The sequence below is a fragment of the Nostoc sp. genome, from assembly GCF_036919815.1.
Classification (GTDB): Bacteria; Cyanobacteriota; Cyanobacteriia; order Cyanobacteriales; family Nostocaceae; genus Nostoc.
The window spans coordinates 98,646-125,019 of the sequence record NZ_JBALCE010000005.1; the positions used below are offsets into that span (position 1 = coordinate 98,646).

23 protein-coding genes are annotated in these 26,374 nt (G+C 42.1%); 7 read left to right on the forward strand and 16 right to left on the reverse strand.

The features are described 5' to 3' along the window. Window positions 1–149: 149 nt before the first annotated feature. Complete coding sequence (gene hetR / locus V7K15_RS01310; protein ID WP_334902315.1) at window positions 150–1,049, reverse strand: heterocyst differentiation master regulator HetR; 900 nt, start codon at window positions 1,047–1,049, stop codon at window positions 150–152. A gap of 178 nt (window positions 1,050–1,227) precedes the next feature. On the opposite strand from hetR, the gene V7K15_RS01315 reads away from it, so the two are divergent. Then, window positions 1,228–1,407 carry a hypothetical protein gene (locus V7K15_RS01315; protein ID WP_334902317.1) on the forward strand — a complete coding sequence of 60 codons (180 nt, stop codon included), beginning with the start codon at window positions 1,228–1,230 and terminating at the stop codon, window positions 1,405–1,407. Window positions 1,408–3,125: 1,718 nt separating this feature from the next. Here the strand turns inward: V7K15_RS01315 and V7K15_RS01320 are convergent. The 8 genes from V7K15_RS01320 to V7K15_RS01355 all read right to left on the reverse strand — a co-directional run bounded on the left by V7K15_RS01320 (window position 3,126) and on the right by V7K15_RS01355 (window position 12,012). After that, window positions 3,126–5,432: an EamA family transporter gene (locus V7K15_RS01320; RefSeq protein ID WP_334902319.1), complete on the reverse strand. Its 2,307-nt coding sequence runs from the start codon at window positions 5,430–5,432 to the stop codon at window positions 3,126–3,128. A gap of 990 nt (window positions 5,433–6,422) precedes the next feature. Further along, on the reverse strand, window positions 6,423–7,109 hold the full coding sequence (locus V7K15_RS01325) for a class I SAM-dependent methyltransferase (RefSeq protein ID WP_334902321.1): 687 nt from the start codon (window positions 7,107–7,109) through the stop codon (window positions 6,423–6,425). 294 nt (window positions 7,110–7,403) lie between these two features. Then, window positions 7,404–8,021, reverse strand: coding sequence for a thiamine phosphate synthase (locus V7K15_RS01330; RefSeq protein WP_334902323.1), 618 nt, complete (start codon window positions 8,019–8,021; stop codon window positions 7,404–7,406). A gap of 174 nt (window positions 8,022–8,195) precedes the next feature. Continuing rightward, a complete protein-coding gene (locus V7K15_RS01335; RefSeq protein WP_334902325.1) occupies window positions 8,196–9,473 on the reverse strand; it encodes an inorganic phosphate transporter in 1,278 nt (425 codons plus the stop codon). Between the two features lie 72 nt (window positions 9,474–9,545). Next, window positions 9,546–10,592, reverse strand: coding sequence for a zinc-dependent dehydrogenase (locus V7K15_RS01340; protein ID WP_334902327.1), 1,047 nt, complete (start codon window positions 10,590–10,592; stop codon window positions 9,546–9,548). A gap of 49 nt (window positions 10,593–10,641) precedes the next feature. Further along, window positions 10,642–11,190: a PIN domain-containing protein gene (locus tag V7K15_RS01345; RefSeq protein WP_334902329.1), complete on the reverse strand. Its 549-nt coding sequence runs from the start codon at window positions 11,188–11,190 to the stop codon at window positions 10,642–10,644. 19 nt (window positions 11,191–11,209) lie between these two features. Then, complete coding sequence (locus V7K15_RS01350; protein WP_334902331.1) at window positions 11,210–11,674, reverse strand: helix-turn-helix domain-containing protein; 465 nt, start codon at window positions 11,672–11,674, stop codon at window positions 11,210–11,212. A 35-nt stretch (window positions 11,675–11,709) separates the two neighbouring features. After that, entirely contained in the window at window positions 11,710–12,012 is a 303-nt protein-coding gene (locus V7K15_RS01355; protein ID WP_334902333.1) for a DNA methyltransferase, read from the reverse strand. A 314-nt stretch (window positions 12,013–12,326) separates the two neighbouring features. Here V7K15_RS01355 and V7K15_RS01360 point away from each other — a divergent pair, with 314 nt between their 5' ends. Further along, on the forward strand, window positions 12,327–12,830 hold the full coding sequence (locus V7K15_RS01360) for a GNAT family N-acetyltransferase (protein WP_334902335.1): 504 nt from the start codon (window positions 12,327–12,329) through the stop codon (window positions 12,828–12,830). Between the two features lie 7 nt (window positions 12,831–12,837). Here the strand turns inward: V7K15_RS01360 and dacB are convergent, their stop codons facing one another. Then, entirely contained in the window at window positions 12,838–14,301 is a 1,464-nt protein-coding gene (gene dacB / locus V7K15_RS01365) for a D-alanyl-D-alanine carboxypeptidase/D-alanyl-D-alanine endopeptidase (protein ID WP_334902337.1), read from the reverse strand. Window positions 14,302–14,750: 449 nt separating this feature from the next. Here dacB and V7K15_RS01370 point away from each other — a divergent pair, with 449 nt between their 5' ends. Continuing rightward, on the forward strand, window positions 14,751–15,131 hold the full coding sequence (locus V7K15_RS01370) for an endonuclease domain-containing protein (protein ID WP_334902339.1): 381 nt from the start codon (window positions 14,751–14,753) through the stop codon (window positions 15,129–15,131). A gap of 59 nt (window positions 15,132–15,190) precedes the next feature. Here V7K15_RS01370 and V7K15_RS01375 read toward each other — a convergent pair whose 3' ends face one another. The 5 genes from V7K15_RS01375 to V7K15_RS01395 all read right to left on the reverse strand — a co-directional run bounded on the left by V7K15_RS01375 (window position 15,191) and on the right by V7K15_RS01395 (window position 19,828). Further along, the gene (locus V7K15_RS01375) at window positions 15,191–15,379 is read right to left on the reverse strand and encodes a hypothetical protein (RefSeq protein ID WP_334902341.1); all 189 of its coding nucleotides are present in this window, start codon (window positions 15,377–15,379) and stop codon (window positions 15,191–15,193) included. Between the two features lie 81 nt (window positions 15,380–15,460). Further along, complete coding sequence (gene ilvB, locus V7K15_RS01380) at window positions 15,461–17,356, reverse strand: biosynthetic-type acetolactate synthase large subunit (protein ID WP_334902343.1); 1,896 nt, start codon at window positions 17,354–17,356, stop codon at window positions 15,461–15,463. Between the two features lie 126 nt (window positions 17,357–17,482). After that, window positions 17,483–18,745, reverse strand: a complete 1,263-nt coding sequence (locus V7K15_RS01385; RefSeq protein WP_334902345.1) for an MFS transporter — start codon at window positions 18,743–18,745, stop codon at window positions 17,483–17,485. 195 nt (window positions 18,746–18,940) lie between these two features. Further along, window positions 18,941–19,534: a hypothetical protein gene (locus V7K15_RS01390; RefSeq protein ID WP_334902347.1), complete on the reverse strand. Its 594-nt coding sequence runs from the start codon at window positions 19,532–19,534 to the stop codon at window positions 18,941–18,943. 84 nt (window positions 19,535–19,618) lie between these two features. Then, window positions 19,619–19,828 carry a hypothetical protein gene (locus V7K15_RS01395; protein ID WP_334902349.1) on the reverse strand — a complete coding sequence of 70 codons (210 nt, stop codon included), beginning with the start codon at window positions 19,826–19,828 and terminating at the stop codon, window positions 19,619–19,621. Window positions 19,829–20,248: 420 nt separating this feature from the next. Here V7K15_RS01395 and V7K15_RS01400 point away from each other — a divergent pair, with 420 nt between their 5' ends. Continuing rightward, window positions 20,249–21,367 (forward strand): ferrochelatase, encoded by a 1,119-nt coding sequence (locus tag V7K15_RS01400; protein WP_334902388.1) that lies wholly within the window; start codon window positions 20,249–20,251, stop codon window positions 21,365–21,367. Window positions 21,368–21,408: 41 nt separating this feature from the next. Here V7K15_RS01400 and V7K15_RS01405 read toward each other — a convergent pair whose 3' ends face one another. Next, window positions 21,409–21,954, reverse strand: a complete 546-nt coding sequence (locus V7K15_RS01405; RefSeq protein ID WP_334902351.1) for an NADPH-dependent FMN reductase — start codon at window positions 21,952–21,954, stop codon at window positions 21,409–21,411. A gap of 212 nt (window positions 21,955–22,166) precedes the next feature. Here V7K15_RS01405 and ftsH point away from each other — a divergent pair, with 212 nt between their 5' ends. The 3 genes from ftsH (at window position 22,167) to V7K15_RS01420 (ending at window position 26,216) form a co-directional block, all read left to right on the forward strand. Next, on the forward strand, window positions 22,167–24,056 hold the full coding sequence (gene ftsH, locus V7K15_RS01410) for an ATP-dependent zinc metalloprotease FtsH (protein WP_334902353.1): 1,890 nt from the start codon (window positions 22,167–22,169) through the stop codon (window positions 24,054–24,056). 46 nt (window positions 24,057–24,102) lie between these two features. Then, window positions 24,103–24,261 carry a hypothetical protein gene (locus V7K15_RS01415; protein ID WP_334902355.1) on the forward strand — a complete coding sequence of 53 codons (159 nt, stop codon included), beginning with the start codon at window positions 24,103–24,105 and terminating at the stop codon, window positions 24,259–24,261. 284 nt (window positions 24,262–24,545) lie between these two features. After that, on the forward strand, window positions 24,546–26,216 hold the full coding sequence (locus V7K15_RS01420) for an ATP-dependent nuclease (RefSeq protein ID WP_334902357.1): 1,671 nt from the start codon (window positions 24,546–24,548) through the stop codon (window positions 26,214–26,216). The last annotated feature ends 158 nt before the right edge of the window (window positions 26,217–26,374 follow it).

Sequence of the window (26,374 nt, forward strand, 5' to 3'; positions counted from 1 at the left end):
AAGTCACAACCAATTTTGTGACTTTTGTACTAATAGTACAGTATTACAATGTCAATAGACCAACCACGCCCTTACTCTTAAGCAAGGGACAAAATCAGTAAAAAGCTTACTTTACCAGCTTTTTTAATTTTGAATTCAGCGTAATGGCGCTAGTCTTCTCTTTCGCCAAAAGCTGTCTGCAATACCACTGCAATACCACCGTCTTGGTGATATTTATCTGCCCAGGCACGGATAACTTCATCCAATTCTTCCATAGCTTGCTCCATTTTTTCTGGGAGGATATCAAGTTCTTCTAGCAAGCGCATGGCATTTCGTCGCCGTTCTGCCCAATTTTTCATCATGCGGAAATACCGCGCGGTATCTTCCACCATGATGTAAGTACGTTCTTGATCGTCTGCTGGGGCATAAAAAGGACGGGTAAGTGCGTAGAAGGGCATTCCCCAAGGAGAATCAATCCGTGTTACCGTGCCTGAATAGAGTAAACGGCGCTTGATATGCTCACCCAAGGCTTCACTCAAAGGCATTTGGTGTTCGGGTGGCAATTCTTCTTGCGATCGCTTGTGCAAAAACTCAATCAAATCTAGAAACTCAAAAGAGCTAACTAACTGGGCATCAGGTAGATTACTTGGTAGTTTCTGCTCAATTTGTCTTTTTTCTTCACTTGTCAGATTGCTACCAGGAACGCGCGATCGCCCCGGTTGCCAAGGATACTTTTCTAGCCAGACATAAGGCAATTGAATCAGATAACGCGGTTCCTGAGAACCCAACATCTTTAACAGTTTGCCTTCTGTTAGCGCCTGTCTTACTTCTTCTACAATAATTTTTACGCGTTTCGGCTCCAGGTGGTGCAAATGCCCTGTCATCCGCAGGTTTTGTCCCTGCTCCAGATAGGTCATGTAAATTGCACATTTTGCTGCTGTTGCGGCTGCGTCTAAAAATGCCCCATGCCTGTGCCCACTCGTCCGCATGGCACTAAAAGCCAGATAAAGCATGATCTGATCCATCGCACTGGGGTCAAGACGTTTGATCAGATCTATGTCGTTACTCATATGACAGACAATTGAATAGCACGTTTACACAGTTTTTAATCGAGTGAGAATAGGGTAGTATACACCTGGTTCAAGGCAATGTCTTCACGTTCAGACTATATTAGTATGCGATAACTATCAAATCTGTGGTAGCCCAAACTACCATTCTCACATATTCTCTGGTACACAAGCAGATTCGGTGGTTATTACTAAAACTGTCTCTGCATCTGACCGGAAAATTACAGACATTACCAAGTCCAGCTTCAAGGCGGTTTACATCCCAAGATCAACTGTGGTGCAAGTAATCTACAAAGCCTTTCAGTTTTCTGGGGTTTTTCTCATCTTTCAAGAGCAACAACCTCAAGCTGCTTACACCTAATTATGGCACTATGCCGACTGGGAGTAAAAACTAGTTTGCGCGGTTCATCTGGGATCTCTGTTACTCGAAAAAGATGGGTTTTTTCAGCTTTGGCAAATTATTTGTAGCACACAGATGACTAGAAATAATTGGAAGTGGTCTAAAAAGAAATCGCTAGGTGTAGCCACATTCAGAGGTTGAGCCACACGGCTGGTTGTGAACTCTCATCCCGTTCACAACCTCCAGTGATGTCTCGGCAGTATCAGCCGTTGGGTTGAGGGAAGATAGTAGACATCAAGTAGAGCAATTAATTCCAATTTCAAAATACCTGTTCTTTTTTCAAATATCGTTATTTATCATATCATTGTTTTGGGGATTTGGAATGAACTTATGTACTATAAAGTTGATCAATCATGCTTATTAAAATACTTCCCATTCTGGTTAAATCAAGGTTTGATGATATTTTCATGTTTACTCCTAAATCTAAGTCTGATTTATCGTTTTCTGTTGAGGATTGGACACAGAACGCTGCGATTAATTCAGACTGAATCGCATACCTATAAGCCTTTGTTGGTCGTGCTAATAACCTGAAGATTAGTTACTAGCCATAGATATAATAAAACATATTGGATTGCATCTGATGATTATTTAGAGATTTTCTCACAATGAATTTATATTTTGTCATGAAAGAATTTTAAATTTTCATGATTCAACTAATTCATTGGCTACTTTCAAGTATGTTTTTACCTCGCTGTTTTAGATATTTGAGGGACTTAAATTGCGTAGATAGTTTGTTGCTATAAAAGAAGGAGAATCCGCAGCAGGCTACAATATAAGCTTCTTTCTCTGGGCATCTGGGCGATCGCAGTCCAACTTGACGTTTTACAGACCTGCAGAAATCAACATACCATCTCACGAAACACAAAAGCATAAAAATGAGGAATTTGGAATTTTGCGTTACCCGCAGGGGTTTTGGTAGGATAAAAGTACTAGCTGTTTCATGGGCGATCGCTCCATATATTCATGTAGCTAGAATAGTCTCCCACGCTGAAAAAACGGGTTACTCTAAACATTTGTGCTACTTCTTGATCTCTTAGTTTCAAAATGTGCTGCAATGGTCTAAACTCCTTGCCAATTTCCTCTGTGAGCTAGTACTCCTCCTCAATTGTTTGAGTCAGTACTACTCATACTGCTTATATATACGTGTTTTCCCTATCTGTATCAGGCTAAATTTCTAAAAATATATTACAAGTCAAGTAGGGGCACAGAAAAAGCTCATGTGTGTCAACTTAAGCTGATAATCTGCTTTGAGAAGACGTTTTGCCCTCATCCCCTAACCCCTTCTCCCAAGTTGGGAGAAGGGGAACTAGATAATTTGCTCCCCTCTACCAAAATTGGTCGAGGGGCTGGGGGTGAGGGTCAAACCTCGAAAGCTTGCCAAGCCTAACTTCTACGTTAAGTTGACACTAATAAGCTTTTTCTGTGCCCCTACCATGTATTGCATCTAAACCAGAACTGCTATAGATATAGGAATTTAGTGTCTAAATATATGGAATAGTTCCTAATTCAATGGTCAAATATAAGCAGACCCGCTCATATCTTTCAAATTAGGCGTTTTGAACGGCAATACCTACGATCGCATTAGTTTGGAGAACTTACAAGTGGGCGTCAGAATTCATGCCCAGAGTGATGGGAGGTAAAGTAGCTCCCATCACAGCTAAACTGATTGAACTCGCCATTTAATTCGTGGGATTAGAGGGTTTAACCTGATTTCGCATTGTTTCAAAGCTGAAAGCAGCCGCGCCAAAGGTTACTAACAACACTCCCAGAATTTGCACAATGTCCAAATTTTCTTGAATGATTAAGCCAGCGAAAATCACGGTTAAAACTGGAATAGTCCCACCGATGAGCGCCGATCGGGAAGCCCCTAGTTTAGTAATACCAACATTGTTCAGCAAATATCCGGCAAGAGTTAGCACACCCAAAATAAATGCGCTTAAAACCAGTTCCAGCATCTTAGAGGGATCAACTATCAAGTTCCAACTGGTTGGTAAAGGTAGCATTAAGCAGATAAAGCTCAACAACAACATCGTAGCGAAGTTAATTAAAGTAAAAGTCACCGGATGCAGTTTGCTAGCACAAACCCGTGTCAGAATTATGTAGGCAGCAAAAGCCACCCCCGAAAGAATCGCGGCGCTACTTCCCATTGAAATATTACCCATACCTGTGCTGGGAGAACCGCTTAAAACCAACAATTCACCGCAGCAAATCGCGGCGATCGCACTGATCCGAAATATGGTAGGGCGATCGCGGAACAGAAACCACGACAATAAACCAGTAACCATCGGATATATAAAGAACAGTGCGATCGCCATTCCAGTTGTGACTTGAGCGATCGCAATGTAGATTAGCACCTGAGACAAAAACAGAAAGCCTCCACTCACAATCGACAACAGCAAAATCTGCTTAGTAGCTGCATTAGCAGGTGTGGGATTTCCTCGAACTGAATTAGCCAAGTTTTCCAAGTCTTGCCACAGTCTGGGATGCAGTATTGGAGACAACAGCAGCATCAGTGGTACTACTACCATAAACCGGAGCGTCAAAATTAATAGAGTATTGCCCAAAGTCGGTGGCAGCAAGCGCTCTACCTCTAATACTCCAAAAATCTGGGAACCTTGGTGAAAAATTATTTTGATGGCGACGTTATAAAGCGACGATACCACTGCCGATAAGACAATCAACAAGAAACCGATTTGGAGTGTAGATAAGCTGGATGAATTAGGCGATCGTGATTGTGGGGGCTTTGCTTCCGGTTGCGGCTCTAGGGCAGTAGTCGATGAAGATTTAGCTTTGCTCTGTGACGCGTTACTGCGGAGGAGAGAAATTGCTTCAGCAGCGTTTCTCCTTCGTGAAGGTGGCACAGATACAGTCGGAGGCTCTGATGTCCTTTCGTTTTCCAGCAAGTCTTGATTGCGGACAGAAATTGGTTCAGCAGCGTTTTCCTTTGGTGGCGGAACTATAACCGCCGGCGCGTGTGATGTCGTTTCCCTTTGCGATAAGTCTTTGCTGGGGAGAGAAATTGGATTTGCGCCGTTTTCTTTCACAACCGGCGCGTGTGATGTCGTTTCCCTTTGGGATAAGTCTTTGTTAGGGAGAGAAATTGGATTTGCGCCGTTTTCTTTCACAATCGGCGGCTGTGATGTCGTTTCCCTTTGGGACAAGTCTTTACTGGGGACAGAAATTGGGTTCCCGCCGTTTTCTTTCACAATCGGCGGCTGTGATGTCGTTTCCCTTTCTGAAAATTTATTGGGGATCGGGGAAATTGGCTCAGGCGAATTTCTGACTACTTCGCCAGACTGTGGCGGGGATGTCTCAAAAGAACTGTTTTTCTCTGGCTCGGTAAACTGCAAAACAGTAGGTTTCCCTGCTGTTGCTGCTTTGCGTGAAGTTTCTTCTAGTTCTCCATGTAGGCGATTAACAAACTCCGCCAAAATCGTTTCCCCTTGTTGCTGCTGGCTATACATCCGTGACAACTGTTGGGAAAGATTACTTTGATAGTTCTTAAGTTCTTGTTGCAGCGAATTAAAAGTAACAGTAACGGTGTCATCCAGGCTGTCAAACATGTGTTCGACTTTTTCATTGATTTCACCTACTACAACATTGCTACTCACTTGGGCGGACTTCAGGGCAGTTTGTTCATAAGATTTGCCCTCGATGATTTGGTTAGCTAAAGTTGCCAGAGAGGATTGCAGTTGTGAAGATATATGCTTTGCCAGAACTTCTGCCAGTTGACGAATTAACGCTTGCTGCTCAGTGATTTGGCGCACTTGTTGTAAATGCTCTTTTTCCTCCACTAAGCTTTGAATCTCATCAGATAACCGATTTTTATCTGACTGAAGCCGCTTTACGTCTTCCTGCAAAGCTCTGAGGACGTTCTGCTGAAGATTTTCTAAGTCTTCAACTACAGCCCAAAGAGCATTTTCTGCTGCTCTAGGTAGCTCGCCTCTGACTCTTGGGTTTTCTGGTTGCTTCTCGAATCGCCCCATTAGCTTCTAACCTCTAACACCTTGACGATAAAGCTGCTTCCCGTACACTTGCTTGGCGCTCATAGTAATTTCCTGTATTTTGTCAGATAAATTAAAAGTTTTAACAGCACTTGGGCATTTCAACGTAATTCTGTCATACTGGACACAGGTTAGCAAAGGGTCAAATTTGCTCCACTGCTTACTACACGGTCTTATCTTCAGCATTGACAAGTATTTGGTCAGTTTTAATTTTCATAAATATATTCGCCAATGAGATTTTTAGTTTTAAAAAAATCTCACTTAAAATAAATATTTATTGTTTTGCTGCCAATAATAGTTAGCAAGCACTTACGCATTGACGCATTCGCGGAGCGTCTCGTAGAGAAGCGACTTTTCCCCAAACATCGCCACAAAATTGTCTGACTTGCGAAACTAACTGTAAATTTGTCTGGAATGTAACTTGTGTGACAGTTTACATCTCTAAATGGAGATTAAAGTATCTTTCTGTGGAAATTCAAAGTTACGCTAACCCCTGCACACATTCTAATGAATGAGCAGCAATTCTGCAAAAACACGCTTTTTTGGCGTTGTTGCAGTCTAGGTCTTACTTTGAGTAGATACAATAGAGGAAAAAGTTAGGAAATATTAATAATTATTAGAGGAAGTGCGATTCGTTGTTAGTTGAATCACACTAATCAATCCGTACATAAACTAGCCAACCTAATCTAGCAATAAATAAAGTTGAACTCTCGGTCTGATATGGGTGAAAGCCCCATCTACCAGACTCAGGTATGACTCCCTATCTGCCTACACTGGCTAGACTCGGTATCTGGAGGGTGAAGCTCTAGAGAGATGCCGTATCGCGGAGCGTCTCCTTGGCGCAGCCTTTCGTAGAGAAGAGTTGGCAGTAAGCTATGCACTTTTTCATGAAAGCTGCATTTACTTTGCCACTGCCAACAAATCAACCTGAAAACATTGCGATCGCGCTTTCACCATAAAAAAGAGTTTAATTTACTTCCATCCCACAAAAAAAGCAACACAACCTACAATACGGATATCATAAGTACGAAAGTTTTCTTTGAGAATCGTTTCTAAATCTTCGCAAGTATCATTTGTATTGCCAAATATTCCTTTAGCATTATATGTACGCATTAATTGTTGGGCAAACAGATTGTGTGATACTCCTTTGCCAAGAATAGTTGTTCCAAAAATTATACCACCATCATTTAGCGAAGTTTTAAGATTTCTGAAAACCACAGCTTTACTCAATATGCTATGACCAGAAAGACAATGCAATAAGTAGTTCAGTCCAATGGAATCAAAAGTTAATGCTGAAGGTAATGGTTGGAAAATATTAGCAAGCAAAGTAGTCGGCTTATATCGATGTATCCGATGTGCAGTATATTCGAGAGCATTAGGATTTAAATCAACTAAAGTAATAATAGGATTAGGGTTGGGAAACTGACACTTGTCTAAAAAATAGCCACTTCCTACCCCAACATCTAGATGTTTAGCCGATACGTGTTGGTTATAAAAATTAAGAATTAATTGAGTTGGGCATTTCCAGAAAAACGTATTTGATAAACCTAATACGAAAAAATCATAAATCATCAAAAGTGATTTATTGTAAACAGCTGCGCCGGAAGTTGCATCAACATTAATAGTAATTTCCGGTTGTTGAGTAGAACTATCTTTCATTTTTTTTCAGTGATATTTATAGCAATAGTAGTGTTACTGTAACTGCTCATACTTCAGTGCCAATAAACGCTGCGATTCATGAGGATTATTTTGGATATGCTCAAATATACTGCTCATAGTCGTTTTGGTTACAAACACCCATTTATATTCTTTTACCACATTTTAATTCTTTTTCGGAGATGTCTATTAAAGCATTCGTTTGATGCCAGTTAAGTTTGGATTCTTTATTAAAGACACTCCATGTTAAGAGTGCGGGTGATGCTGGAAAAGGCTTTCAGCTATTGAATTACTAGTTCATTTGTTCGCGTTCAAAGGGCTGGACTTTGTGAACATACTAATTGCTGCAACACCAAACGCACCTACATCAAGACATTGCCTATAATTATTTTCGTTGATTCCTCCAAGGGCAAAAACCTTCATTTGCGTTGATTCACAAGCCTTACGGAGCATACTTAGACCAATTGCTTTTGCTTCTGGATGAGTTTGTGTCTCAAAAATGGGTGAAAAAAATACATAGTCTATTCCGCACTGTTCCGCTTCTTTTATAGATTTCAACGAGTGGCATGACTTGCCAAACAGCACATTAGGGTTTTTCGTTTGATGAGTTTTAATTTTGTCATTCTCTCTAAAATGAAAAGCACTAACCAAAGAAGATTCATGATTAAGAGAAAATGGTAGTATGATTGGTAATTCCTTATAAGGCAAATTCTCCAAAATTATATCTATAGTTTCTTTGTTCGCATCATATAAACGCACATAGCAAGAATCCGCACCATTATTGCTAGCTATTTTTCCCCATTCTATAACTTTTTTAACAAGCTTTGAATTGTCATGAGAAAGTAGCTCTTCGGCAACTACTGATGTGGTATCAAATATTGCGATTTTTTGAAAATATTTTACTTTTAGTGTCATCAGCTTACCCTTCAATAACTAAGCCACGCCATGAGTTACGCAAACAATTATAAACTGCTTAATTGGTAAGCCTTTCCTCTGGGTAGTCTGATCACACGCTACCAATTTTTGAGAGCAGCGATCGCAGCGTGTGCAGTGAAAGTTGCACGCACGGTTCTAATACCCGCCATCGACTCAACCTAAAATCCGGGCGATGCTAAAGAGGGCAGCGCTAAGGATAGCACTCACGGGGATTGTAATTAGCCATGCGGCGGCAATACCTTTTAGTGTTTGGAACTTAATCGACTTGATATTTTGCACCAGTCCAATACCTACTACACCACCGACGAGGGCGTGAGAGGTGGAGACTGGTAAACCTAGCCGGGAGGCGATGAGGATGGTGGTAGCAGTGGCAAGTTCGGCACAAAATCCACTACTAGGTTGCAAGGCAATAATGTTTTCGCCAATGGTGGCGATGACTTTTTTACCCCAGACAGCTAAACCACCAACAATACCAGCACCACCAAGGATTAAAATCCAAATGGGGATAGTGATACCATCTGTAGGTACGCTACCAGTGCGATTGATGTAGACGATCGCAGCTAAAGGAGCGATCGCATTTCCCACATCATTAGAACCATGAGCAAAGGCTACAAAGCAAGCACTCAGCAATTGGAATCGGGCGAATAATCTTTCTACGGGATTGGGCATAGGGTATTGGGTAGACTCTTCTGTTTGCCCTGTTGTCCCCTTGTCTTCCAATTGTCGCCAACTAATGATTGTGAGTCCAACTGCTGCTACTCCACCCGTTAATAGTGGAATGTCGTAAGCAGGGATTGTAAAACCAATTTGCTCTATTACAAAATTGGTTAGCGGTTCAGTCAGCGAGGGTAATACAATTACACCAAATACACCTAGCAGTAGAGTACTCAGCCAGGGAATCCATTCTTGTAACTGCACTAATTGATTGGGTTGATCCAAAATCCAGTGCTTGATTTGACTGTAGAATAAAGCAGCGATCGCACCACTAATTAACGGCGTTAAAATCCAGCCAATGGTAATTAATTTAATTGATGACCAATCAATTGCATCTACTCCCAAAGCTACCCAACTAAATCCAGCGATCGCACCAACAACCGCATGAGAAGATGAGACGGGTAAACCCCGTGATGTAGCAATTTGCAACCACACACCACACGATATTAGTACTGTTACCATCCCAGTAACAAATATTTGGGGTGTAGCTACGAATAAGGCGGGATTAGCAATTTTCGTGGCTAGGGTTTCTGTTACCTCATGTCCAAACAATACAGCACCCGTAAACTCTAATACCCCAGCAATTATTAGTGCCTGTTTGAGCGTAACAGCTTTGGAACCTACAGAGGTTCCCATCGCGTTAGCAACATCGTTTGCTCCGAGATTCCAGGCGACGTAGAAAGCTAGTAGAGCGACTGCAACTTGGGTAATAAGCATTTTTTTAAGGCTGATGGCGAAGCAGGGGAAGATGGGGGAGAAAAAGTGCTTCCTCGTCCCCCTGATCTTCTTTTATGGATAAATTAAGATTTTATAAGTATCCGGTGTGGGTGCGATCGCAACTTCCACAGCTGCTGATAAATCTTTTAATGGATAGCGATCGCTAATCAACGCTTTCACGTCTATCCTCTGATTAAATACAATGTCAGCTGATAGATTCTGAAGCCGATAAGATGAGCTATAACTGCCGATCAAGTCAATTTCCCGACGGTAGAGAATATTAGGGTTGATGGCAAGTTCCACTTCATCAGGGAATTCGGCGAAAAACAAGATTTTGCCACCTTTGCGGGTACAATCAAGTGCTTGAAAGAAAGCTTTCTCACTCGGAACAGCCAGCAGGGTAACATCAACACCCAGTCCACCAGTTAGGGCATGGATTTTGGCGGTTAAATCGGCGTCACGCGCATCAAAAGCCGCCTCTGCACCGACACTCAAGGCTTTTTCAATTCTAGAGGGCAGTAAATCGGTAGCGATCGCTTTTGCTCCAAAATACTTCACCAACATCATGAACATTAACCCAATTGGCCCAGCACCAGTAACTAATACAGTTTGTCCTGGGGCAATTTGGGCTTTTTTCACAGCTTTTAAGCAGCAGTTAGTTGGTTCGACAAAACTCGCTTCTTCAAAACTGATGCGATCGGGGATGGGAATTAACCCACCATTTTCTACAATATGTCCCGGAACCTTGACATAATCGGCAAAACCGCCGCCACTAGCGTTAAAGCCTGCGGTAGTGGAGATGTTTTTGTAGACATCGCACATGGAGAAATTATCATTTAGGCAGTAGGCGCAACGCATACAGGGGATGTGGTGCATCACTGCTACTCGTTGTCCAACTTGCCAACCTTTAACATCATTGCCTAATGCTGCGATCGTGCCGGCAGTTTCATGTCCAAAAATGCGCGGCGGTTCATACAGTGGATAACGAATTTTTTTAATATCTGACTGACACAACCCCACAACCCGCACCTGTACCAGCACTTCATCTGGTTCCAGAGTTGGAACTGGGATATCTTCGTAAGACAGTTGATTAACGCCTCTAAATACCTGTGCTTTCACGTTGGTTTTTCCCGCTCAATGTTATAGATGTAACATTTAGTGGTTCAGGTTAGGTGATGAAAGTGCGGATTTTTTCGGAAAATTTTGGTATCTGGTTACTCAGCTTATCTAGTAATTCGACAACAGTCCGAGGATTTCTTTTATAGTTTTGAGATTGTATCAGTAAGATTTGAACCATTATTTTAGGATATTGTTCAAATAGATCACAAAGAAAATCATCTGGTGACTGTGTTCTTATATTCCAATAGTTTAGATCTTGATCCTGAAAGTCTTTAATATTTCTGGTAACAATAATCTCCGCTTTAGCAACTACAGCAGCAGCAAGAACATGACGATCTTTATGATGATTTGTCATTAATTCTTCCAGTTTTATAGGTACTTCAATCATCGCTTCGGGAAAAGCTGCTTTCATGACCGTTTCTAAATTTCTCGCTCCCTCATTTGACATATATCCTTTATTGATCAGATTTCCTATTGCTTCATCTAAGATTTTTTGTGACCAATAATGTACATACAAACCAGCCTCAACTGTAGAAAGTAAGGTATCTCGTAGGTACATTGGAAACAAAACACAAGCATCTAAGATTACATTAGGCATAGTAATTTGACTATTTTAATTATTCTTCATAATCATAAAGTCCAGCTTCTTGACTCATTTCTATTAGTTCCTGTAACAATTGTCCACGTTTAGTATCCCTTTGCTGTTTATATTTGATTAAATGCTCAAATTTCACCCGTCTATGAGTTCCTACCATAATGTAAGGAAGCTCACCCTGCTCTAATAATTTAATCAGATAGGGACGTGACACATTCAACAAATCAGCCGCTTGTTGTGTTGTTAACTCTGGATTATGTGTAACTATAGATACATTTTTACCTGATGCCATTGCCTGCACTACTTGACGTAATACAAGACATACAGAATCAGGAATAGTCATTTCTTCGCCGTTTGCTGCTGCTAATTTCAGTTGACTATTTTCCTGATTGAGTATGTGTTCAAATTGCTTAATAGCTTCAGCTTCGGCTTCTGTAATCAGACTCGAATCAATAGGCAGATTTTGATTAGATAGGAAGGTATTCATAAACAGGGTTAGCTTGGTATTTTGTTTTGATTGTATTACACAAACGCAACAAACGAAAATTGGATGTAAAGTAAAATCCTGAAGAATGCAAGGCAAAAATTGAGGATAAATGTCGAGGCTAAGACACGTTGCCATTGCTCTGCTATAGTGTCTAACCAGTCAAGGTAACTTTTGTCGGTTTTAAAGTCCCTATCGCCAGTGATATTAGCTTTTTTGGTAGTATGGTAGGGTGGATCTGTGAGTATGAGGTTGACTGAATCATCAGGGAGCGATCGCAACACATTTAAGCAATCTCCTTGATAAAGAGTAACTTCAGGGGATTCTAGGTAAATTGTCATCACTAAAACTAAAATCTGTTAGACCAATAACATAGCATCCCTCCACCGCTTCACCCCCGCTTCCAAACAAGTTCTCTTGCTTGATTTAACCTAACTGGAGAAAATATGGGGACACTCCAGTGAGGTTAAGGGATGGTTCATCAGACATACACAGTTGATATCTTAGTTGTCGGCAAAGGAACCGGAGTCACTGCGGCTGTTATCCAAGCGGCGCGACGGGGAGCCAAAACTATTCTGCTGAGATAGTGTTACGGCTTCCGTAACGCTGTATTATTTTTGAATATTTTCTCAAGATTTTCTCCGAGACGCCAGCAATGACTATTCGCCATGCGACAGAAACTGACTTACCTGCAATTGTGGCAATTTATAATGCTGCAATTCCTAGCCGCATGGCAACTGCTGATTTAGAGCCAGTATCTTTGGAAAGTCGCCTTTGTTGGTTTAAAGAGCGATCGCCTTCACAACGCCCAATTTGGGTAATCGAAGTAGAGGGAGTAATTGCTGGATGGCTTAGTTTCCAATCCTTTTATGGGCGACCCGCCTATAGTACGACTGCCGAAATTAGTATTTATATAGCCCCTCACTTTCATCGGTGTGGTTTGGGACGACAACTATTAGCACAAGCAATTAGCGAAAGTTCTAGTTTGGGTTTAAAGACCCTACTATGCTTTATTTTTGCCCACAATCAACCCAGTTTAAAACTTTTTGAAACATTTGGTTTTCAACACTGGGGACATTTACCTAAAGTTGGCGAAATTGATAGCGTTGAATGCGATTTAGTAATTATGGGACTGCGAATTAGTCAACCTGTTGTTTAATATAAAATTAACAATGCTGCAACTGTGTCAACAACACAACAATTTCATCAATAGCCTGCCGCACATCTGTTGCAGGTTGCTCCGATTGATTGACGATAATACTAAAAACCAACGGCTCATATTTAGGTGCATTCATATATCCAGATAGAGAAACCACACCCGTTAACGTACCTGTTTTTGCTTGGACAATGCCCTCAGCAGGTGTGTTTTCAAAGCGGCCTTTCAAGGTTCCACTTTTACCCGCCACTGGTAAAGATGCGCGATACACATATCCTGTTGGTGTTCTTGCTATTCCTCGCAAAGTTTGTACAAAAGCTTCTGGTGTTACTAAGTCACGACGTGATAAACCCGAACCATCCACTAAAACATAATTTGCTGGATCAACTCCCAATTGAGTTAAACTTGCTTTGACAACTTCCAAACCGACATCAGCGCTAGTCTGATTTTTCACTCTGAGTTTTTTCACAGCTAATGCTCTCAGAAGTGCTTCAGCATAAAGATTATTACTATTCTGAAGAGTTTCCATTAATAATTCAGATAAAGGTGGCGACTCTACAAATGCTATTTCCTTTTGATTAACACCACCAGTGACTACTAATGTTTGCCCCAAGGTAATTTTTTCTGTTGCCAAAGCAGTACGAAAGCGCCGTAAGAAGTAATAATTAGGGTCAACTACAGGCAAATCTATTAAAGAAGGTTCAGAATTCGTTGTCAGTTGTCCTTGAATTCGTAATACTGTTCCTGATAATTCGCGGGTAACGTTGACGTAGATTGGTTGATTTTGGGCAACGGTTACTGACTGATTAATTATCCGCCATTGTTTCGTTTCGCCAGCATCAATCCACAGCACTTGTAAAGATTTACCTACAGCCTGGGGTACAAGTTTTAAGCTAAAAATATTTTGATTCAGAATAAAGCTACTGACTGGTGCGCCATAGTCTGACTGCACATCTTCCCATTGCCAGGTAGGGTTAACAATATCTCCTTGAATATAACTATCATCAGCTATCAATCGCTGAATTTGAGTAATACCTTTCTGTTTTAGCTGCTGTGCCAATTTTTGCAATTGAGTATCACTTAAGCTGGGATCTCCTCTACCGACAACACGTAAAACACCATTGCCATTCTGATAAATTGAGGTGCGAATCCGAAAATTAGCACCCAACTGCTGCAATGCAGCTGCTGTTGTCAGCAACTTCAGGTTAGACGCGGGGGTAAAATATTTCTGAGCATCCCGACTGTAAAGAGTTTGCCCGGTTGACAGGGGTTGTACCAAAATTCCCCAGCGCCCCCGACTGAATAAGGGACGATTGATTACAGCATCTATAGCTGTTCCCAGTTGCGTAGAGCAAATTGATTTTGTGGTAGTTGTTGGTGCAACTGGGGTTTGTGCTTTAGCTGCTGACTGGGTAACACTAATTTGAGTACCCACAAACAGCAGCATCAAGCCAAGAGAAATTTTTCTGTTCATCAGATAGTTCTTAAAACTACTTGATGATAATACCTTGGTGTGGCATTTTTTTAACGTTAGTTCGATGGGAGGAAATTAACGCTTTCCTTTTACTTTTTGTTTTTCCTCTTTTTCCTCTTCTTCCTCTTCCTCATCTTCCTCGTCTTCCTCGTCCTCCTCGTCCTCCTCGTCTTCCTCTTACGGTGTACACGCAAGTTATTGAATTACCCCACCCTAACCCTCCCCTTGTAAAGGTGAGGGAACTAGATAGATTTTCCAATTTCCCTCCTTTTCAAGCTGCGGTGTATACACAAGTCTGAAATAGCTGATAAATCTGGATTTTACCCCACCCTAACCCTCACCTTTACAAGGTGAGGGAACTAGATTTCCTATTTACCCCCTTTATAAGGGGGGATTAAGGGGGGTAAACCAGGGAATAATAAGCACAGTCCAGGAATATGAAAACGCTGATGACAAAACTCTATAACCAAACCTCAGAAAAGCAAAAACGGCAAACTCTTAGAAACAATATGCCCCCATCTGAAAAAATAGTTTGGGCAAAACTTAGAAATCAACAAATTGAAAGCTGTAAATTTCGCAGACAATACAGTATTGACAGATTTGTAGTGGATTTTTATTCTTCGGAATTGAAACTTGCCATAGAAATTGATGGTGATAGTCACTATCAAGATGGAATTCCAGAATATGATCGCGATCGCCAAGCATTTTTGGAATCAAAAGGTACGAGGATTTTGAGATTTACGAATCAAGAAGTTTATCAAGATATTGATGGTGTGGTGGATAAGATTAGGGAAGTTATTTGTAAGTTGAGGGAAGTTACCCCACCCTAACCCTCCCCTTTATAAGGGGAGGGAATTAGATGTTCTAGTTTTCCCTTTCTAATGTTGATTTAGCGATCGCATTTATTGATTTGGAGTTCGCATTTATTGATTTGGCGATCGCAATTTGCTATTTTAGCGATGCCTACGCGTTTGTTATTTCGCCAGTCGCATTTATTGATTTGGCGATGCCTAGGTTGGGCTACGCCAACGCAATTGTTATTTTGGCGATCGCTATTGCTGATTGCACTTATTCTCAAACAAAAAATCGAGCTGGAAAATGAAAAACTCCACCCACTCTTGGGATGGAGTTTTTGGGCATTCAGAATTATCAAAAAGCGTTACAACTTAGTCCCACACTCAGCGCAAAAATTGTGAGTAGGAGCATTTTTGGCGCTACAGTGGCTACAATAAACTGCTTCTACTGCGGCTTTCGGCGGTTGCTTCTGCAAGCCGACCATTTGAGCGTTGCTCTTGCCAGGGATTACCATTGGATAGCAGTTTTCGTCTCTGGTGACGTGGACATTCACGATTACCGGGCCGTTATGTGCCAGCATTTCGGCGATCGCATCTTTCAATTCACTGCGATCGCTGATTACCATGCCCTTAATCCCATAGGCTTTTGCTAATAACTCTACGTCTGGCATCCCTACTTCCATGTTTGAGCATGAGTAACGCTCACCATAGAAGGCTTGCTGCCACTGGCGCACCATCCCTTGCCAGCCATTATTGATAATTAATGTCTTGACATTTATCCCATACTGTGCTAGTGTACCAAGCTCCTGTAAACACATTTGGAAACTGGCATCACCGCTAATACAGATGACTTCTTCATCAGGAAACGCCACTTTCGCGCCCATTGCCGCAGGTAAGCCAAAACCCATCGTTCCCAAACCAGCACTAGAAATCCAGCGCCTTGGGCCATTCTTCAGAAATTGTGCTGCCCACATTTGATGTTGTCCGACATCTGTCGTGTAAAAAGCGTGGGGTGCTTGGCGACTGACTTCTACAATCACTTCTTGGGGTGAAATGCTGTCGGCATGGTGCGGCACTATTAGAGGATACTCTTCGCGCCAACGGTTAACTAAATTTAACCACTCTTGGTTTTGATTCGGTGTAGCCTTGACGCCTGTTTCTTGGCATCGACGCAACAAGTCTACTAACACGTTCCGCACATCGCCGACGATGGGCACTTCAGGAACGCGGTTTTTGCCAACTTCTGCGGGATCGATGTCGATGTGAATTACTTTGGCGCGGGAGGCGAATTCGTCTAACTTGCCTGTAACGCGATCGTCAAATCTAGCGCCAACGCAAATCAGCAAGTCACAATCACTAACTGCAAAGTTAGCGTAAGCAGTGCCGTGCATCCCCAACATTCCCAAAGCTAGGGGATGATGTTCGTCAAATGCACCGATCCCCATTAAGGTTGTGGTGACAGGGATATTGAATAATTCAGCTAGTTCTTTTACTTCTGCATGGGCACCAGCTGCGATCGCACCACCACCGACATATAATAGCGGACGGCGACTTTCAGTAATTAACTGGATCGCGGCATTAATTTGCCGAGGATTTCCCTTTACCGTAGGACGATAACCGCGTAACTTCACTGAACCTGGTTTCACAGGTACATAGTCAAATTCTTCTAAAGCTACATCTTTGGGGACATCAATCAAAACTGGCCCCGGACGCCCAGTGCTAGCGATGTGAAAGGCTTCGGCGACAATTCGCGCCATATCTTTAGGGTCACGCACTACATAGGAGTGCTTCACAATCGGTAGGGTAATGCCGTAAATATCAGTTTCCTGAAAGGCATCTGTACCAATCGACGGACGTGCTACTTGCCCTGTAACCACAACCATTGGGATCGAATCCATGTAAGCTGTGGCGATGCCTGTCACCAAGTTAGTTGCTCCTGGTCCAGAAGTGCCAAAGCATACTCCTACCTTGCCAGTTGCACGGGCGTAACCATCAGCAGCATGGGCTGCGCCTTGTTCGTGTCTGACGAGAATGTGCTTCATAGCACCAGTTGCTTGCACCTTATACAGGTCGTCGTAAATTGGGAGAATTGCCCCACCAGGATAACCAAAAATATAATCAACGCCGTGGCGATGAAGGCTGTCAAGCAGAGCAAAACCGCCAGATGCACGTTTGGGTAGGACTGGTGGGCTAGAAGTACGAGACTGTTTGTGATTCTCGGTTTCTAGGAGACTAATTGGGGAAAGCGATGGCACGGTCAAACCTCAGACTATAGCTAAAATCAATGCTGATTTCTGTAGTTAGTATTTCATTTTAATTGAAAAGTTCAATCAAAATCTGAGAATTTTTTATATTAAATATAAATCTAGACTATTAGCTTACATTAATTAAATTACGTCTTGCAAGACTTTGCGGGTATTTTTCCAAGCCCAAACCCCGACAACGACGACAACAATACTCATTCCGACAAGTACAAATCGCAAGCCCAGAGCATCAGTTAATGGCCCAGTAATCGCTAAAGGTAACGCCAGAGCGATGTTAACAGCATGATTTTGAAAGCCAAATACTTTACCGTGCATGGTAGGTGGTGTTTGCTGTTGAATCAAAGTTTGCATGGGCACACCAATTAAGGCAGCACCTATACCCAAAAATGCACAGAGTCCTAGCGCCAGCAACAAGTTATGTGTAAAAGTGAACACTCCTAAAACTAGTGCAATCATCAAAAATCCAATTAAAGGTAGGGGCTTGTGATGAAATTTCTCACCCCAGTGTCCTAAAATCGCTGCACCAAATACCATACCCACCCCTGCTGCTGCTAAGAAAAAGCCAAACTGTTTTTCTTTGAGACCAAACTCTGCGGCTAATCGAATTGTCAGCACTGTTAAGGCTGCAAACACACAATATAAAGTTGTCAGTTGCAGCATGGCGTTCAAAATCAAAGGGTTTTTCTTGAGATAGCGCAGACTCTCCGTGAATTCAGCCCAAGGGTTATTTGATGCCCGATTTTCCTTCGGTCGTTTGGGTTCTTTAAATTTAATCGGCTGGATGAGAACACCCGATAATATGTATAATCCACCTACCACAAGCTCTTGACCGTATTCTTCTCCCATCAAGCTTTTCGCCAGACTTAAAATCGGCTCTCCGATCGCAAAGCCAACAATTAAAGCTCCCATCATCGTACTGGTAAACAGTGCATTCGCTGCCAACAAATTCTCTCGCTTCACCAACAAAGGAATCGCTGCTTGTTCAGCTGGTGCAAAAAACTGCGTCACCGTGGAAATAGCAAAAGTCAGAATTAACAGAATCAGGAACTGTCGGGGTAACAAGGGCAGACATAGCGTTAATATTCCCCGCACGGCATCTGAGCCAACCAGAATCAGCTTTTTTGGCAAGCGGTCAACAAAGATACCACCAGCAGAGCCGAACAAAATTGCTGGTATTGTAAAGGACAGCATCAAAGTTGAGTACATGGAGTTTTGTGCCAACCCCGGAAGCGGTGGGTAGTTCTCCAACAGAGCAATCAGCAAAACGAAGAAGACCTTATCAGCTAACTGGGACAACACTTGCCCAATCCACAGGAGCATAAAACCACGGTTTTTTAGCAGTGCGCCAAACCCTTTATTAACAGCAGTAGGTTCAGTTGGAAACATTAAATACTTTCTTTGGGTAGATGGGGCATTGGGCACTTGTACTGAGCGAAGTCGTTGGCGTAGCCTCTCGTAGAGAAGTATTGGGCATTGGGGAAAATAACAGACGCGATTAATCGCGTCTCTCCTCCTAACTCTTGTACAGACGCGATTAATCGCGTCTCTCCTAACTCCTAACTCCTAACTCTATTGTCCGGATTAATTTGCTTCATAGCGCTTTAACAGCATAAGCAAAAACTCGGCTGCTGTCAGACGACCTTTGGGTGGAAAAATCCCAATAGACGAATCTACCCAGCAGCCTTGTACAGTTTGGGGGGATTTCCACATTGACAAATGATCAACTGCTGGCTGTGCATAAAAGTTATCTTGCCCACTACCTAGCAAACAGGAACTCCAATTAGTGAAATAATCATGGCTCATCCGATGAATCGGGAAATTACCCTGTAGTGGTACTCCCCATCCATCTATAGCAATAAACGCTTTCACATGACCACCGAAGAGTTGCCACAAATATGCTGCTCCTATTGCCCCGACCACGCCAGCACTAAAGCTAATGAATATAATTGGTGATTTTAGCTGAAGGGAGTTGCGATACCTGCGGTGAGCTACACTAACGCGCAAAAATTGCAAAATGTGAAATGCTGATAAAACCAAAAAATCCTGACCCGGATAAACCAGTATATTAGCTGGCTTTTGACTGACTGAGCTATGAGAAATTAAATCTAACAATTCTACTCTAAAACTTTCAGTTAAATCTGGCTGATGAATTCCAGGGCAAATAATTATACTCATCCGTCTATCGTATTAGCAGCTTTTACAATCAGTAATAATTTAACTTACTAGAAAGATTTCGGCATGAGTTTGAGCGCTTACAACTCATTTTTTCAGTTGTGTAGATGTTGACTGTTCTCGAAATTCGGGTTCTAATTTTTCTTTAGATTTGGACGGAGTAACATACGCCACTGCACCCAGTCCAGCCATTGCACCGCCGATGATATACATAATATTTCTACTCAAATATTGAGAGCCGACGTATCCAAAGGCGATTGCTACGACTGTTGTAGCGAGGATCTGAGGTAGTTTCATATTACTTAAGATGCAGTTCTTTAACTAATTATAAAGTGATTGGAGACGCTCTAAGCATCTGTCCTCACTATGATCAATCAAGAGGTCGAGGGTATAGATTTCTAGAATCGAGTTGGAGCAAGTCTGGAAAATTGCTCTAGTTAGTTTAATTTTCATCCTCTTAAGTATTCAAAATGCGATCGCAGACAACCCATTCCGGCATCATCAGTTTGCTGACATACAACAAAAACTCACCTAACTAGAAAAGAGGTGCCCAGTACGCAGTAATAATCACAGTACCTCTTTTGATCTATTATTTTCATTTTTCCACCTATCCTATCCCCCTGGATGGGATAATATGTTACTAGTAAGGGGGATGTTCAACTATTCCCTAACTTCATATCTATCTGCACTTTGGTTATTTATATAGAGGAACTGATTGTGGTTGCCACGCCGGAAAAAGTACAACACACCCACGAGCATCTATCAGGTAAAGACCGTGTAGCCGTATTGCTCATGGGCTACGGCGAAGTCGAAAGCTACGAAGATTTCGCCAACTATAACGAACAGGCTTTAAATCTTCTGACAGCAAAATTTGCACCAGTGCCAACCTGGATTTATCCCCCCTTGGCAAAACTTTTGGCGCTATTTGACCGCCACGAGTGGGGACACACACACCACGATTTTATCTCCCCACACAATGCCATCTTTGAACAGCAGCGTGCTGGGATTGAGAAGAATTTACAAGAAAAATGGGGCGATAATGTCCAAGTTTTCAAGGCTTTCAACTTCTGCGCCCCTTTCCTACCCAATCAAGTCCTGGCAGAAATCAAAAACCAAGGCTTCGATAAGCTGCTAATCTACCCACTGCTAGTTGTTGATTCTATCTTTACCAGTGGGATTGCGATCGAGCAAGTTAACAATGCTCTGGTTGAATTAACTGATGGTGAAGAACACTGGGTTAAAGGACAGCGCTATATTCCTTCTTTCTTTAATGAACCAGCCTACATCGATTTGATGGCTCATCTGGTTGAGGAGAAAATTGCTGATTTAGCCGCAGCTTATTTACCTTCTCAAATCGGCATTGTGTTAATGAACCACGGTTGTCCTCATAAAGCCAAAGGATTTACTTCTGGGATTGCCGAAAGTGAAGCGATGTATGATTTGGTTCGGGATAAGTTGATTAACCGCTATCCCTTAATCTCAGTGGGTTGGCTAAATCACGATACACCTTTAATTGATTGGACACAGCCAAATGCAGAGCAAGCGGCAAATAATCTGATTCAATTGGGTGCGAAAGTAGTAATATTTATGCCTATTGGCTTTGCTACAGAAAACCACGAAACTTTATTGGATGTACACCATATCATCCATACTTTAGAAAAACAGCATCCTGGTACGAACTACGTGCAGATGGCTTGCGTTAACGACCATCCAGAATTTTTGGCGATGGTAGCGCAATGGGCTGATGCTCATATTGCACAGCTGTTGTCAGACCAATCATTGGCAGTTAATTCTCAAGTAGCTGGAGATCACCATCACCACCATCACCACCATTAGTTGATCTGAGTAGGGTAGGCAAAGCTTTGCCCACCCTATAACTAATTTACGCCCCGCAGCTTGCGAGTATTATCAACTAAACTCTGAGCAAATTGATCAAACCTTTGAGAGAGTTTCTCATCTAAAAGCTTACCTTCAGGACTGAACGCACCCCAAGCTTGTCCGATCGCAATTTGTTCGGGAATCACCCAACCATGTACCCAACGGAGAATTAGCCGTAGGTCATTTAGGGCGTTGCTATTAGACTGACCACCCAATACGCTGATTAGTCCTGTGACTTTATCCGCCAGTTGATCAAAACTCATCAAATCCAGAGCATTTTTCAGGACACCACTAACGCCACCATGATACTCAGGTGTCGCTAAAATTAATCCATCGGCGCGACTGACTGTATCTTGCAATCTCTGAACATCTGGATACTCTGGATACTCCTTTGCGCCAGTGCAAAACGGTAGCTGCAACTGCCGTAAATCCAGAATTTCTACCTCTGCACCCACAGCTTCAACCCTTTGCACTGCTACTTGCAAAGCAAGCTGGGTATAGGAGCCTGGTCTTAAACTACCACCAATGCCAACAATCTTCACCATAATTAACCCACAAACTATTAACTAGCTACTATCGTCTGATTTTATAAAACGGAATCGTTATGACTATACTTATTTTAGCGATTTGTGTCGGAATTTTGTGTGGAAGTTAGACTAGATAAGAAAAGTGTAATTTCCAGTTATTACAATTTTGAAGAGAAGAATAGGCATCAAACCATAGCTCAACTTGTGCCAGCAGACAAAGGGTAATTATTATGACAAATTTGGGAAAAAAAGCATTGAGAAAAGAGCAGTCCTCAAAGCGAGTTGCCTGGGTTGGTGCAATCGCTGCTAGTTTGATTATCTTGCCAGGAATTTTCGGGAGTACTCCGGTCTTGGCACAAAAAGTAGAGACTACCCCTCTAAATTATGGTGACTTGCTCAAGAAAGCCAAGGCGGGAGAAATCCAAAAAGTAGAACTGGACGAAACCGAACAGCTAGCAAGGGTTTATCTCAAAGGCCAAAAGGATGATACACCACCGCAACAGGTGAGACTTCTAGCACAAAATACAGAGTTGATTAACATACTCAAAGATAAGAATGTTGATTTTGGCGAAGTTTCCTCTGCTAATAGTCGAGCTGCTGTGGGGCTGTTGATCAATCTCATGTGGATTTTGCCCCTGTTGGCTTTAATGCTATTGTTCCTCCGGCGCTCTACTAATGCTTCTAGCCAAGCGATGAATTTCGGCAAATCCAAAGCTCGCTTCCAAATGGAGGCAAAAACTGGAGTTAAATTTGAAGATGTCGCCGGGGTTGAAGAAGCTAAAGAAGAACTTGAAGAAGTTGTGACTTTCCTCAAACAGCCAGAAAGATTTACGGCTGTAGGCGCACGTATTCCCAAAGGAGTGCTGTTAATTGGCCCTCCTGGTACTGGTAAAACTTTACTAGCAAAGGCGATCGCTGGGGAAGCCGGTGTCCCATTCTTCAGTATTTCCGGTTCGGAATTTGTGGAAATGTTCGTTGGTGTGGGTGCATCTCGCGTGCGCGATCTCTTCAAAAAAGCCAAAGATAATGCTCCTTGTCTAATATTTATCGATGAAATTGACGCAGTAGGTAGACAACGGGGCGCTGGTATCGGTGGCGGTAACGACGAGCGTGAACAAACCCTCAACCAACTCCTCACCGAAATGGACGGTTTTGAAGGTAACACAGGGATCATTATTATTGCTGCCACTAACCGCCCAGATGTCTTAGATTCAGCGCTGCTCAGACCGGGACGCTTTGACAGACAAGTGATGGTTGATCCACCGGATCTGAAAGGGCGACTGGAAATTTTGCAAGTCCACGCGCGGAATAAAAAAGTTGATCCTAGCGTATCATTAGAAGCGATCGCTCGCCGCACTCCGGGTTTTACTGGCGCAGACTTAGCCAACTTACTCAACGAAGCTGCCATTCTCACTGCTAGGAGACGCAAAGAAGCTGTCACCATTTTAGAAGTTGATGCTGCGATAGATCGAGTTGTTGCAGGTATGGAAGGTACCGCCTTGGTAGACAGCAAGAGCAAGCGTTTGATTGCCTATCATGAAGTTGGACATGCTTTAGTGGGCACATTGCTCAAAGAGCATGACCCTGTGCAGAAAGTTACACTCATCCCACGCGGACAAGCGCTAGGATTAACTTGGTTTACTCCCAACGAAGAACAGGGGTTAATTTCGCGTTCCCAACTCAAAGCCCGGATTACTGCTACTTTAGGTGGTCGCGCCGCCGAGGAAATCGTTTTTGGTAAGCCAGAAGTGACCACAGGTGCAAGCAATGACTTGCAACACGTAACAGGGATGGCACGGCAGATGGTGACACGCTTCGGGATGTCAGAATTAGGCCCATTGTCGTTAGAAAATCCGAGTGCAGAGGTATTTTTGGGACGCGACTGGATGAATAAATCAGACTATTCGGAAGAAATTGCTGCCAAGATTGATTCACAAGTACGCGAAATTGTCAACAATTGTTATATCAAGTCCAAAGAACTGTTGTCAGAAAACCGCATAGTTTTGGAGCGTTTAGTAGATTTGTTAATAGAACAGGAGACTATTGAAGGTGATTTATTCCGCAAAATTGTTGCTGATAATGCTCAGGTAGCGGATGTAAAATTGGCTGTACCTCATTAGGGAATTTAACAAGGGGCTTAAGCCCCTTGTTGTCTAATTAATTGAAATGTTAGCAATTGTGCGATCGCAAACCGTATCCATAAGAATCGCTTGGCGCAGACAGCATCAATTCTCGCTAATTATTGCTGTAAATCAACCTGGTAGAGAAACAGGAAGTGCGATCGTGATGAAAAGTGATCAATGCGATCGGCTGATTTTACGTTGAAAGCAACATTTTTTACCGCAAAGTGGGTCAAAAAACTAACAATACAAAAATACTATTAAGAATGAATGAGTTGGAAGATATACAAAACTATACTATCTATTTACCTAAAGCAGACTTTGATGCAGACAGTTTGCTGTTAATCTACTTAAAATGAGTAAATTTTCAGTGGAATATCTGTGTATCTTCTGCAATTGGGGTGGTAAGTAGTGAGGATCTCTCTAATAAATTCTTAGAGATACAAGCATATGACAAAAGCAACCCAAGCGATCCGTAGTTTTTGACAAATGATAAAAACCATCAAACTGAAATTTGGAAGAGGCTCAGGATTACCCTCAGAGGAAGTAGTCACAACGCCCATAACTGTATTTGTAGGCCCAAACAACTCTGGGAAAAGCAAAGTTCTCTCTGAAATTCACTATTACTGCACAAGCGGTCAACTGAACATAACAGATGTAATTCTAGAAAAGATTGAATTTCATACATTCTCAATTGAAGCGGCTGAAGAAAAGATTAAAAAGTCAACTCTTCAACCACATATAAGTGAAGCGCTCTTACCTGATCATATAATTGTTGGAAAAAAAGGAACGAGGCATCAAGTTCCTAGACAGAATCTTTTGAATGTCTTACAAAATCCTAATGGTCAGGTAAACTTGTTTTGCCCGTGGTATCTCTCCTTTAATACTCTCCTACTAGACGGTAAAAGCCGTATTAGTTTGATTGGGCAACAAAGCGCTGGTGATCTTCAGCAACCTCCTCAAACAAGCTTTCAAGTGTTGTTTCGTGACGATGCCAAAAGAGATGAAGTTAGACGAATTATTTATGACGCTTTTGGGACATACTTCGTTATAGATCCTACTTTTCTCGGACAACTTAGACTACGCTTGTCATCTCTTCCTCCTAAGACAGATATGGAAGAACGTGGGATTCACGATGAAGCTGTGCAATTTCACTCAAAAGCATTCTCTGTTGAGCAAGCCAGCGACGGTGTAAAAGCATTCACTGGAATTATTACAGAGATTATAGCTGGTGATCCTGCCATTATTCTAATTGATGAACCTGAAGCTTTTTTATATCCACCCTTAGCTTTCAAACTAGGAAAAGAAATTGCTATTTCTAGCTTAGGCTCTCAAAAAAAATTGTTTGTATCAACACATAGTCCAAACTTTGTAATGGGTTGTATACAATCAGGCGCACCAGTCAATATTGTGAGACTAACTTATCGGAGTGAGGTAGCTACTGCAAGAGTTTTATCTAACACAGATATTCTTAGATTGATGCGAAATCCTTTGTTGCGCTCAATCGGTGTGCTTGGGGCGCTATTCTATGAATTTGTTATCGTGACAGAATCTGATGCTGATCGCGCATTTTATCAGGAGATTAATGAGCGACTGCTACGTTATAAGCCAGAGTTGGGAATTCCTAACTGTTTGTTTCTCAATGCTCAAAACAAGCAAACTGTCCAAATAATTATCAAGCCTTTGAGAGAACTGGGTATACCAGCAGTTGGCATTGTTGACGTTGATATCCTCAAAGATGGTGGTCAGGATTGGACAAACTTTCTTAAAAGCGGCTTTATCCCGGAACTTGAGTATTACTCACTTGCTAGTTTACGAAATGCTGTCAAGCAAAAGTTTGATGCCACAGAAAAGAATATGAAACGGGATGGTGGCGTAGATATTCTCTCTGGCAGTGACAGAGAAGCAGCAAATAACTTATTTGACAAACTTGCAGAGTATGGTCTATTTGTTGTGCGGAAGGGAGAGTTGGAGTCTTGGCTTCTTCAACTTGCTGCGCCTGGACACGGGCCCAGTTGGTTGATTAACATCTTTGAGAAAATGGGAGAAGATCCAGAATCGCAATATTATCTCAAACCCTCAGATGATGATGTATGGAATTTTTGTGGTGAAATAAAAAAATGGTTTACTAATCCAAATAGGAAAGGCATACCTTCATAGAGTTTTTCATAATTCCAATTCCCTCAGCGTTATTCCTAATCAAAGACTCGTTAAGCCGAAATACTGATGGCAATTTGAGATGTGTGAAGTACAAAGTTGAGTTGATACGTAACAGGATCGCTCGGCTGCCTTTTTGGATTAAATGGTCGCAAGTTACA